This window comes from Mumia xiangluensis (assembly GCF_010994095.1).
In the GTDB taxonomy this organism is placed as follows: Bacteria; Actinomycetota; Actinomycetes; order Propionibacteriales; family Nocardioidaceae; genus Mumia; species Mumia xiangluensis.
The window spans coordinates 198,145-209,398 of sequence record NZ_WJYO01000006.1 but is presented as its reverse complement, the minus strand read 5'-3'; the positions used below and the strand labels follow the sequence as shown (position 1 = coordinate 209,398).

Annotated in this window: 10 protein-coding genes and 1 tRNA gene; 8 read left to right on the top strand and 3 right to left on the bottom strand. The window is 71.5% G+C overall.

The window, feature by feature from the left end:
• The first annotated feature begins 6 nt into the window (after positions 1-6).
• The 5 genes from pdxR to GH747_RS18675 all read left to right on the top strand — a co-directional run bounded on the left by pdxR (position 7) and on the right by GH747_RS18675 (position 6,083).
• Positions 7-1,524, top strand: coding sequence for a MocR-like pyridoxine biosynthesis transcription factor PdxR (pdxR, locus tag GH747_RS18695; protein WP_149771143.1), 1,518 nt, complete (start codon positions 7-9; stop codon positions 1,522-1,524).
• A 23-nt stretch (positions 1,525-1,547) separates the two neighbouring features.
• Positions 1,548-3,008 carry a hypothetical protein gene (locus tag GH747_RS18690; RefSeq protein ID WP_149771142.1) on the top strand — a complete coding sequence of 487 codons (1,461 nt, stop codon included), beginning with the start codon at positions 1,548-1,550 and terminating at the stop codon, positions 3,006-3,008.
• A gap of 70 nt (positions 3,009-3,078) precedes the next feature.
• The gene (locus GH747_RS18685; protein ID WP_149771141.1) at positions 3,079-3,927 is read left to right on the top strand and encodes an Rv0361 family membrane protein; all 849 of its coding nucleotides are present in this window, start codon (positions 3,079-3,081) and stop codon (positions 3,925-3,927) included.
• Positions 3,928-4,053: 126 nt separating this feature from the next.
• Complete coding sequence (locus GH747_RS18680; protein ID WP_149771140.1) at positions 4,054-5,715, top strand: MFS transporter; 1,662 nt, start codon at positions 4,054-4,056, stop codon at positions 5,713-5,715.
• Positions 5,712-6,083 carry a VOC family protein gene (locus GH747_RS18675; RefSeq protein ID WP_149771139.1) on the top strand — a complete coding sequence of 124 codons (372 nt, stop codon included), beginning with the start codon at positions 5,712-5,714 and terminating at the stop codon, positions 6,081-6,083. Before GH747_RS18680 ends, GH747_RS18675 begins: the two co-directional genes overlap by 4 nt.
• Before the next feature lie 418 nt (positions 6,084-6,501).
• On the opposite strand, the gene GH747_RS18670 is transcribed toward GH747_RS18675, so the two are convergent.
• Positions 6,502-6,587: transfer RNA gene (locus tag GH747_RS18670), tRNA-Leu, on the bottom strand.
• Positions 6,588-6,724: 137 nt separating this feature from the next.
• On the opposite strand from GH747_RS18670, the gene GH747_RS18665 reads away from it, so the two are divergent.
• Positions 6,725-8,047 (top strand): M20/M25/M40 family metallo-hydrolase, encoded by a 1,323-nt coding sequence (locus tag GH747_RS18665; RefSeq protein WP_149771138.1) that lies wholly within the window; start codon positions 6,725-6,727, stop codon positions 8,045-8,047.
• A gap of 45 nt (positions 8,048-8,092) precedes the next feature.
• Here GH747_RS18665 and GH747_RS18660 read toward each other — a convergent pair whose 3' ends face one another.
• Both GH747_RS18660 and GH747_RS18655 read right to left on the bottom strand, forming a co-directional pair.
• Positions 8,093-8,281 carry a DUF5703 family protein gene (locus GH747_RS18660; protein ID WP_407663286.1) on the bottom strand — a complete coding sequence of 63 codons (189 nt, stop codon included), beginning with the start codon at positions 8,279-8,281 and terminating at the stop codon, positions 8,093-8,095.
• Positions 8,282-8,302: 21 nt separating this feature from the next.
• Positions 8,303-9,247: an aldo/keto reductase gene (locus GH747_RS18655; RefSeq protein ID WP_149771136.1), complete on the bottom strand. Its 945-nt coding sequence runs from the start codon at positions 9,245-9,247 to the stop codon at positions 8,303-8,305.
• Between the two features lie 123 nt (positions 9,248-9,370).
• Between GH747_RS18655 and GH747_RS18650 the strand changes: the two genes are divergently transcribed.
• Positions 9,371-10,423 carry an LLM class F420-dependent oxidoreductase gene (locus GH747_RS18650; protein ID WP_149771135.1) on the top strand — a complete coding sequence of 351 codons (1,053 nt, stop codon included), beginning with the start codon at positions 9,371-9,373 and terminating at the stop codon, positions 10,421-10,423.
• Positions 10,423-11,250 (top strand): undecaprenyl-diphosphate phosphatase, encoded by an 828-nt coding sequence (locus GH747_RS18645; RefSeq protein ID WP_149771134.1) that lies wholly within the window; start codon positions 10,423-10,425, stop codon positions 11,248-11,250. Before GH747_RS18650 ends, GH747_RS18645 begins: the two co-directional genes overlap by 1 nt.
• Positions 11,251-11,254: the final 4 nt, after the last annotated feature.

The window sequence follows — 11,254 nt, the reverse complement described above, 5'->3', positions numbered from 1 at the left end:
GGACCCGTGGACAGTGCCAATCAGCAACCACTCGCCAGGTCCAAAGCCCAGCCGGGTGCTGGATCGGACTTCCTCGCACTCTGGCTGGGCGACGTCCCGCCAGGCGGGCGTACGACCTGGCTCACCACACGCATCCGGGAGGCGATCGTCAGCGGCACGCTGGGCGTGGGCGACCACCTCCCGCCCACTCGTACGCTCGCCGCCGAGGTCGGGGTCTCGCGCGGCGTGGTCACCGAGGCGTACCAGCGCCTGGCCGACGAGGGACACGTCGTCGGGCAGGGGCGCGGCGGCACGATCGTCGTGTCGCGTCCGGTCCAGCCGCCCGGGGCGGCTCCGTCGTACCGCCCGCCGTCCTCCCTGCCGACGACGGTCGCGCCTGGCATCTTCGACGATCTCTCCGCCGACGACGTGGTCGACCGGCTCCGCGCCGCGCCGGCACGCATCGATCTCTCGCCCGGTGTCCCTGACCTGACCGCGTTCCCGCGCGCGGCGTGGCTCCGGGCGGAGCGGGAGGTGATCGGCGCACGGGCGGCGGCTGAGCTGGGCTACGGCGACCCGCGAGGCGCTCCCGCGTTCCGGGCGGCAGTGTCACGGTGGGTCGCGCGCAGCCGGGGGATCAGGGTCGACCCCGACGACGTCCTCGTGGTCGCGGGCGCCGCGCAGGCGTTCTTCCTCCTCGCCCACGTGCTGCGCGACGCGGGAACGACCCGGGTCGGCATGGAGGACCCCGGGTCGTTCGGCGCGCGCCAGCAGCTGCGGCGGGTCGGGCTGGACCCCGTACCGGTGGCCGTCGACGACGATGGGCTGCGGGTCGACGCCCTCCGTTCGAGCGGCACACGCGTCGTGATGACGACCCCGGCGCACCAGTTCCCGACCGGGGTCGTCCTCAGCGGGGCGCGGCGCCGCGAGCTCGGGTCCTGGGTCGAGGGTGGGGGACTGGTCCTCGAGGACGACTACGACGCCGAGCACCGGTACGACCGAGCCCCCGTGCCCGCGCTGCGCGCGACGCTCGGCGACGCGGTCGCGTACGTCGGCAGTGTCTCGAAGCTGCTCGCTCCCGCCCTGCGGACCGGCTGGCTGATCGCCCCTCCACGCCTGCGGGCACCGGTGCTGCGCCTCAAGCGGGACGTGGACCTCGGCAACCCGGCTCTCCCACAGCTCGTGCTGGCCCACCTGATGGACTCCGGGGCGATGGAGCGGCACCTGCGGGCGCTGCGCGGTCGCCACCGTGCTCGGCGCGACGCGATGGTGAGCGCGCTAGCGTCGCGCCTGCCTGCTGCCACGGTGCGCGGCGCGGCGGCTGGCCTCCACCTCGTCGTCACGCTGCCGCCGGGGACCGACGACACCGCTGTCGCGCGGCACGCCCTCGAGCGCGGCGTCAAGGTGCACCCGCTGTCCCTGCACCGTCAGGTGCCGGGTGAGCCAGGTCTGGTGCTGGGGTACGCCGCTCACACGCCGGGGGTCGTGGCCGAGGGAATCGGCCTGATCGCCGACGTCATCCCGGGGGCGCTGGACAAAACATGAGGGGAACCTCGGATACTGGAGGGGTGCAGCAGCCATCGGACCAGACCACGATCGCCTTCCCGACCGTTGACGACCGTCGGTCCTCGACGCCCACCGTGCGGGGGATACTCGTCGACGCCACCCGCGACGTCGACCCGAACCTCGCCGCTGACATCGAGACGGCACCCCAGTGGCGCTCCGACTACGTCCCGCTCATCGGCCGCGTGACTGCCGCGTCGGCTGAGTCGCCGAAGGCCGCTCTGGCCCTCGCGGAGAACGGCGTCGCGTCCATGCGGGCCCGCATGGTCGCCGCGACCCCGGACGGCGACGTCCCGCTCGCCGGCTGGGTCCCCGAGGACACCGCCGCCGGGTTCGCCACGGAGGTCGTCCACGGCACCTCCGTCCCGGAGCGCGAGCTCACCGTGCCGTACGGCGGCGCGACGCTGCGCGGTGAGGCCCTCCGCGAGCAGCTGCACCGGTGGGAGGACGCCGGCGTCGTCGAGCGGTCGTTCGTCACGGCCATCGAGTCCGTGATCGACCACCCGGAGTGGCTCGCGGTCCCCGGCCGGACGGTCGTGCTCCTCGGCGCTGCTGCGGAGATGAGCCCGTTCGGCTCGCTCACCTCGTGGGGCGCCGACGTCCTCGCCGTCGACGTGCCGTCCCCCCAGATCTGGGACCGCATCCGCACCCTCGCGGAGAGCGGCGCCGGCACCACCTCGTACCCCGTGGCCCCCGACGGCACGCCCGGCGCCGACCTCGTCACCCGGACCGGCGACGTCGTCCGCTGGCTCCGGGACACCGCCGCGCACGACGTCGTCGTCGGCATGTACGCCTACGCCGACGGCGGCGCCCACGTGCGGGTCACCGCCGCGGCCGACGTCATCGCCGAGCGGATGACCGCTAGCGGGCGCAACACGGCGATCGCCTACCTCGCTACCCCGACGGATGCGTTCGTGGTCCCGGGCAACGTCGTCGAGGCCAGCCAGCGTGCGTACGGCGAGCGCGGCGCCGTACGCCTCCTCCAGGCACCGCTGCGTGCCGTGAGCCGCGGGCGGCTTTTCGTCCCGAACTACGCGACGGTGCTGCCCGACGGGACCGGCGTCGCCGACATCCTCGTCCCGCAGCAGGGACCCAACTACGCCATGGCGAAGCGGCTCCAGCGCTGGCGCGGCGTCGTCGCCGAGGACGCGGGCCAGCGGGTCTCGTTCAACGTCGCACCGGCGACCTGGACGCGGTCCGTGACGAAGAACCGTGTCCTCGCGGCCGCGTACGGCGGCGCGAAGTACTTCGGCGTCGAGATCTTCCAACCGGCCACGACGCGCGCGCTGATGGCCGCGCTCCTCGTCCACGACCTGCACCGGACGCCGCCCACCCGCGACAACCCGGAGGAGCTGTTCGCGGAGAACGCGGCGCACGGCGGACTCTGGCGCGTCGGCTACGAGCCGCGCTCGGCGCTCGGCGTCGCGGCACTCGGTGGCTTGCCCGCCCTGATGCGCTCCCGGTGACGGTGCGCCACGCCACGAGGGGCAGCAGCACGGCGCGACACCTGCCCCTCCGGTCGCGTACCGTACGCCTGTGAGCGATCAGACGCCCGATCAGCCGTCCAACGACGACCCGCAGGACCCGCAGCCGCGCTCGGGTCAGCCGCCGCAGCAGCCCCAGCAGCCGCCGTACGGGCAGCAGCCGCCGCAGCAGGGCTACCCGCAGCAGCCCCAGCAGCCGCCGTACGGGCAGCAGCCGCCGCAGCAGGGCTACCCGCAGCAGCCGCCGTACGGGCAGCAGTACGGCCAGCAGCCGCCCCAGCAGGGCTACCAGCAGCAGCCGCCGTACGGCCAGCAGCCGCCCCAGCAGGGCTATCCCCAGCAGCAGTACGGTCAGCCCCAGTACGGCCAGCAGCCGCAGTACCTGCCGCCGAACGCACCCGGCGACGGCAGCAAGGGCGGTCCCGGCAAGCTCATCGCGATCATCGGCGCCGCGCTCGTCGCGCTGGTGCTCGTCGTCCTCGCTGCGGTCTTCCTGTTCGGCAGCAGCGGCGGCAGCGGTGCCGGATCCCCGGAGGATGCGACCCAGCAGTTCATCGACGCCGTCCAGGACGGCGACTGCGACGCGCTGGTCGAGGTCACCACCGACGATTTCCGCAACGGTGAGGGCGCCGACAAGTGCAAGGAGTCGCTGGAGGGCGAGGACGGCGGCGCCGGCATGCTGAAGGCCCTGCGCGACGCCGATTTCACCATCAAGGACTCCAAGGTGGACGGCGACGAGGCGACCGTCACCTTGTCGCTCGAGATGCTCGGCACCACGGTCGACCAGGAGGTCGAGCTCGAGAAGCAGGGTGGCGGCTGGAAGGTCGACGACTTCGGTGCCGTCGACGCGCCCGACCTGCCGGACCTCGACGACCTGGACATCCCGTCCGCGACCCCGTGACGCCGGGGCCTCGACGAGGCTGAGATGCAGGCGATGTCGGCCCCGTGACCCGGTTCGGGTCGCGGGGCCGACGTCTGCCGTGAAATAGCCCGAGCGGGAGGCTCGACGCGCCGCCACACTGTGGGCATGGCAGGTGAGGGCACGACGGACCGAAGTGCGACCAGCGCCGGCGGGATCGTCTTGCTGACGCTTGCCTCCGGCCAGTTCTTGATGACGCTCGACAGCTCCGTGATGAACGTGTCGATCGCGCAGGTCGCCTCCGACCTGGACACCACCGTCACGGGCATCCAGACCGCGATCACTCTCTACACGCTGGTGATGGCTGCCACGATGATCACCGGCGGCAAGATCGGCAGCATGATCGGGCGCCGGCGCGCATTCGCGATCGGATGCGTCGTCTACGGGGTCGGATCGTTCACGACGGCGATCGCTCCCAACCTCGCGGTGCTCCTCCTCGGCTGGTCGCTGCTCGAGGGTCTGGGCGCCGCCCTGATCATGCCGGCGATCGTGGCCCTGGTCGCCACCAACTTCGCTCCCGACCAGCGCCCTCGGGCGTACGGGCTGGTCGCGTCGGCAGGCGCGATCGCGGTCGCCGCAGGCCCGCTGATCGGCGGGGCGATGACGACGTACCTGACGTGGCGTCTCGTCTTCGCCGGCGAGGTCGTCGTGGTCATCGGGATCCTCTTCCTCGCGCGACGCATGCATGACGAGCGGCCCGCCGGGAGGACTTCGCTGGACGTGGTCGGGGCAGTGCTGTCGGCGGTCGGGCTGGCGCTGGTGGTGTACGGCGTGCTGCGGTCGGGGGTGTGGGGGTGGGTACGCCCCAACGAGGGCGGACCGTCGATCGTGGGTCTCTCGCCGACCGTGTGGTGCATCCTGGCCGGCCTGGTCGTGCTCCGCCTCTTCCTCTCCTGGGAGGGGCACGTGAGCGCAGCCGGCCGCGAGCCTCTCGTGGACACGACGATGCTGCGCAACAAGCAGCTCGTCGGCGGCCTCACGATGTTCTTCTTCCAGTTCCTGGTGCAGGCGGGACTCTTCTTCACGATCCCGCTGTTCCTCTCGGTCGCACTCGGTCTGAGCGCGGTGGAGACCGGCGTCCGGCTGCTCCCGCTCTCGATCACCCTGCTCGCCGCCGCGGTGGGCGTGCCTCGGCTCTGGCCACGCGCGTCTCCGCGCACGGTCGTGTCGTGGGGCCTGAGCGCCCTGCTCGTCGGCATCGCGTCTCTCGTGCTCGCCCTCGAGGCCGGCGCCGGAGCCGAGATCGTCACCGTGCCGCTGCTGTTCGCCGGCCTGGGTGTCGGGGCGCTCGCCTCACAGCTGGGCGCGGTGACGGTCTCGGCGCTGCCGGACGAGAAGAGCCCCGAGGTCGGGGGTCTGCAGAACACCGCGACGAACCTCGGTGCCTCGCTCGGTACGGCGCTCGCCGGGTCTGTGCTGATCGGTGCGCTGACCGTCTCGTTCCTCGCCGGGATCGAGGACAACCCCGCCGTCCCGGACGAGGTCGCCGACTCGGCGGGCGTCGAGCTCGCGTCCGGGATCCCGTTCGTGTCGGATTCCCAGCTCGAGTCGTCCCTCGCCGACGCCGGAGTGCCCGAGGACCAGGCGGACGCCGTGGTCGAGGAGAACACGGAGGCGAGGATCGCCGGACTGCGCCTGAGCCTCGTCGTGCTCGCGCTGTTCGTGGCGATCGCCCTGTTCCTCACGCGCCTGCTGCCGACGCGCCCCGTCGCAGGCACCGAGCCCGAGCGCGCCCCACCAGGCACGGGCGCCAGGGAGGGGGAGCGATGATCGGCCGACTGCACCACCTCGTGATCGACGCTCCGGACCCGCAGGCGAGCGCCGCGTTCTGGTCCGCGGTGCTGGGCGACCCGGTCACCTTCGACGACGGTGACTTCGTCGTCGTCTCCGCCGACGAGGAGACGTCCGGCATGGCGTTCCAGCGGGCGCCCGGGCTCGTCGCGGCGACCTGGCCCGACCCACGGGTGCCGCAGCAGATGCACGTGGACGTGATGGTCGACGACGTCGATGCGGCGCGCGAGCAGGTCGTACGGCTCGGGGCCAGATCGCTGGGCGGTGACGTGTACGCGGATCCTGCCGGGCACCCGTTCTGTCTCATCCGCAGACCGCGGTGGGCGCCGCCGATCGCCGCGGGCTGAGTCAGGCGCCGTCGCCCCAGCGGTCCGCCGAGTGTGCCGGGCGGGGACCGAGGCGCGTCACCGAGCCGGGTGATCCCGTGCGGGACCGGTCAGCGGGCAGCAGCGAGTCAGCTGGACCCATGAACCAGTGGCGGTTCAGACATCTGACCCGGACGTGCTCCACGGGTCCGTCCGTGCTCTCCTCGGCGAAGCGCCACGTGACCTCGGCTGGTGCGCCGCACTGTGGGCAGAGAGTGAGTTCCATCATGACCTCCCGAGCTCGATCGCTCCTCCCATGGTTGACCCACGTGAGGTCACGGGACGCGCCCGTGGCGCTCGGCCTGCGCGACACGACCTCGCCGTGGACTCGCGCCACGACAGAACAACGGCCCTCCGTCACCGCGATCGGTGTCGAAGGGCCGTGCTCGATGGAAACCTGTGTCCGAGGGGGGACTTGAACCCCCATGCCCTAATACGGGCACTAGCACCTCAAGCTAGCGCGTCTACCTATTCCGCCACCCGGACTGGGTCTGGTGAGCCTCAGCGTCGTGCCGACCGCGTCGTTCACCGTGCGTCAGAACTCTAGCAAACCCCCGGTGGTGAACCCCAAACCGGGGTCTACCCGTTCGCCGCCACGCCCTGCCGCCAGGCAGGATGGGGGGATGGCCGCCGACGCACCCACCCCGAGCACCTCTGTCGACCCCGCAGCCGAGGTCGTCGAGATCTGCCGGAACCTCATCCGGATCGACACCACCAACACGGGCGACGACCGGGGCCCGGGGGAGCGGAAGGCCGCCGAGTACGTCGCGGAGCTGCTGTCGGAGGTCGGCATCACGCCGGAGATCGTGGAGGTCTCCCCGGGGCGTACGAACGTGATCGCACGGTGGGAGGGCACCGACGCTTCACTGCCGCCCCTGCTGGTGCACGGGCACCTCGACGTCGTCCCGGCGCAGGCCGCCGACTGGTCGTACGACCCGTTCGCCGGCGAGATCGTCGACGGCTACCTGTACGGCCGTGGCGCGGTGGACATGAAGGACTTCGACGCGATGGTCCTCTCGGTCGTCCGCGCCCGGCAGCGTGCCGGGATGCCGCCGCGGCGCACGATCGTGCTGGCGTTCACCGCAGACGAAGAGGCCGGCTCGATCCATGGTGCGCACAAGATCGTCGACCACCACGCGGACCTCGTCGCCGACTGCACCGAGGCGGTCGGCGAGGTCGGCGGGTTCTCGACGCACGTCGGAGGCCAGCGCCTGTACCTGCTGGAGTCCGGGGAGAAGGGCCTCGCATGGATGCGGCTCTCCGCCCAGGGCACGGCGGGGCACGGCTCGATGGTCCGCGACAACAACGCCGTGACTGCCATCGCGCGTGCGATCACGGCGATCGGCGAGCATGACTGGCCGTACGCTCCCGGTCCGTCGATGCAGTCGCTGCTGGCAAAGGTGCGTGACCTGACCGGCGCCGCCGACGCGTCCGTCGAGGAGCTTCTCGCGGAGTTCGGACCAGCCGCACGCATGATCAGCGCGGGCATGCGCAACATCAGCAACCCGACGATGCTCGACGCCGGCTACAAGGTGAACGTGATCCCTGGCGAGGCGACCGCGCACGTCGACGGGCGGTTCCTGCCGGGCCAGCAGGATGCGTTCCTCGCGCAGGTGCGGGCGCTGGCGGGTGAGGCGGTGTCGGTCGATCCCGTCACGCTGCAGCCAGCGCTGGAGTACCCGTTCCGTGGCGACCTCGTCGACGCGATGACCGTCGCCCTTCACGGCGAGGACCCGGATGCGCACGTCGCGCCGTTCTTGATGTCCGGCGGCACCGACGCCAAGGCGTGGGACCGCCTCGGCATCCGGTCGTACGGGTTCACTCCGCTGAGGCTGCCCGCCGACCTCGACTTCACCGCCCTGTTCCACGGGGTCGACGAGCGGGTGCCGACGGACGCGCTCGAGTTCGGCGCGCGGGTTTTCCACCGGCTGCTCGACCTGGCCTAGGGGTCTCGATCGCTTCGCGCCTCGACCAGCGGGGGGAGCGCGACGTCAGAGCGTGCTGCGAACCCGGATGACGCGGCGGCGGAGCGTGACGCGCCGCCGTCCGTCGGGGAACAGCCGGAGCCGGTCGAGCTCCCATCCGTGGTGCTCGGCCGCATCGGTGAGCAGCCGGCGTACGGCCTGTCGTGACTCCGTGCGCGGCAGCCAGAACCTCTGGAACTCGTACTCGGACAACACCGCCTCCCTCACACCGCCTAGTCAGATGGACTCGACCGACACGTCGTCGAGCGCGTCAGCGATCTCCACCGGCAGGGAGACCTCCTCGACCGACAGCGCTGCCTTCAATTGTGCCGCCGTCCGCGGCCCGATGAGTGCACTTGCGACACCGCGTCGGTCGCGGACCCACGCGAGCGCGACCTCGAGCGGGGTGAGCTGCAGTCCGTCCGCCGCGCGGCAGACCGCCTCGACGACCTGACGAGCGGACTCGTCGAGGTACGGGTCGACGAAGCCGGCGAGGTGGTCGGACGCCGCGCGTGAGTCCGACGGGATGCCGTACCGGTACTTGCCGGTGAGGACCCCGCGGCCGAGCGCGGACCACGCGAGCACGCCGAACCCGAGGTCGACCGCCGCGGGGAGCACCTCGCGCTCGGCGTGCCGGGCGAGCAACGAGTACTCGACCTCGGTCGCGACGATCGGCGCGGCGCAGTCCCGGAGCTCCTGCCGGGTGTGGGCGTACGCCGTCTGCCACCCGGTGTAGTTCGCGACGCCGACGTAGCGGGTCCGCCCGGTGGCGACCGCGTGCTCCAGGGCGTCGAGCGTCTCGTCGACCGGGACGCGGGGCTCCCAGCCCTGGACGAGCCACAGGTCGAGGTGGTCGGTGCCGAGCCGGGCGAGCGACGCGTCGAGACCGTCGAGCATGGCGGCACGCGACGTGCCCGGCCGCCGGGATCCTGCGCTCGAACCCGCCTTGGACACCAGGACGACCTCGTCGCGGCGCACCTCGGAGACGAGGGCGCCCAGCACGGACTCGCTGGCGCCGGCGGCGTACGACGCTGCCGTGTCGATCAGCGTGCCGCCTGCGTCGACGAACAACCGGAACAACTCGGCCGCCTCGTGCTCGTCGGTGTCGCGGCCCCAGGACGCGGTGCCGAGCCCGATCCTCGACACAGCCAGCCCGCTGTGCCCGACGAAGCGTTCCTGCATCTCTCTCCTCTGGAGACAGTTCTCCACGCGTGGCGGCCTCACCGAAGGCCCTGTCGGAAGGCTAGTCGAGGTCGCCGCACCCGTGCCGCTAGGCTCGCCATGCCATCGAGAGGGGAGCACACCATGAAGCTCGGTATCAACGTCGGATACGTCGCCGGACCGGATGTCGCAGAGCGGGTCGAGACTGCCGTGTACGCGGAGTCGCTCGGCTTCTCGTCGGCGTGGGCGGCGGAGGCGTACGGGTCCGACGTCCCGACGCTGCTGTCGTGGATCGGCGCGAGGACCACGACCCTCGAGCTCGGCACCGCGATCCTGCAGATCCCCGCTCGCACGCCCGCGATGACCGCGATGACCGCGGCGACGCTCGACCGCCTGTCGGAGGGCCGCGTGCGCCTGGGTCTCGGCGTGTCCGGCCCGCAGGTGTCCGAGGGCTGGCACGGCGTGAAGTTCGACAAGCCGCTGGCCCGCACCCGGGAGTACGTCGAGATCGTCAAGACGATCCTGGCCCGCGAGGAGCCGCTGAACTACGCAGGCGAGCACTTCACGCTGCCGCTTCCCGACGGCCCGGGCAAGCCTCTGAAGATCATGCTCCACCCGTACCGCACGGACATCCCGATCTACCTCGCGGCGGTCGGCCCCAAGAACCTGGAGCTGGCGGGCGAGGTCGCTGACGGCTGGCTCGCGATCTTCTTCAACCCCGAGCAGGCCGCCGTGTCCACCGACCACATCCGCGCCGGGCGGGAGAAGGCCGGCAAGACGATGGACGGCTTCGACATCGTGCCGACAGTGCCGGTCGTGGTCGGCGACGACCTCGAGGAGTGCGCGCAGATGGTGCGTGCCTACACCGCCCTGTACGTGGGCGGTATGGGCAGCCGCAAGCAGAACTTCTACAACGCGCTCGCCCGCCGGATGGGCTTCGAGGACGCCGCGCAGAAGATCCAGGACCTCTACCTCGACAAGAAGCAGGCCGAGGCAGCGGCCGCCGTCCCGTTCGAGCTGATCGACCAGACCGCGCTCATCGGCCCGAAGGAGCGCATCGCCGAGCGCCTCCAGGCGTACGCCGCCGCGGGCGTCACCACGCTCGCCGTCTCGACGTTCGGCTCGACGCACGACGAGCGCGCGCACGTCCTCCGCACGGTCGTCGACGCCTTCGACGCCGCAGGTGTCGGCGCCTGATGGATCTGCTCCAAGCGCTGGTCCTCGGCCTCATCCAGGGACTGACTGAGTTCCTGCCGATCTCCTCCTCGGGTCACCTCGCGATCTTCCCGAAGTTCTTCGGCTGGGAGGACCCGGGTGCAGCGTTCACCGCGGTCATCCAGATCGGCACCGAGGTCGCCGTCGTCCTGTACTTCTGGCGCGACATCTGGAACATCGCGTCGGGGTGGCTGCGCGGTCTCGTGAACCGAGACGCCCGCGAGTCGCTCGAGTGGCGGATGGGCTGGTTCGTGATCGTGGGCTCGCTCCCGATCGTCGTGCTCGGCATCGCGCTGAAGGACGTCATCGAGAACGACTTCCGCAACCTGTGGATCATCGCGACGATGCTCATCGTGATGGGCATCGTGCTCGGCATCTGCGACCGTCTCGGCCGGCAGGAACGCCAGATCGAGGACCTCACTCCGAAGCACGCGGTCCTGTTCGGTCTCGCGCAGGCGGCTGCGCTGATCCCCGGCGTCTCGCGGTCCGGCGCCACGATCAGCATGGGACGGGCGCTCGGGTACGACCGTGCCGCGGCGACGCGCTACGCGTTCCTGCTCGCGATCCCGGCGGTCGTGGGTGCGGGCCTGTTCGAGCTGAAGGAGATCCCCGGCGGTGAGAACGCGTACGGCGTGGGTCCGACGATCCTCGCGACCGTCGTGTCGTTCGTGGTCGGCATCTCGGTGATCCACTGGCTCCTCCAGTACGTCAGCAAGCACTCGTACACGCCGTTCGTGATCTACCGGATCGGCCTGGGCACGCTGGTGCTGATCCTGCTCGGGACGGGCGCGATCACCGCGACGATGTAGCCGC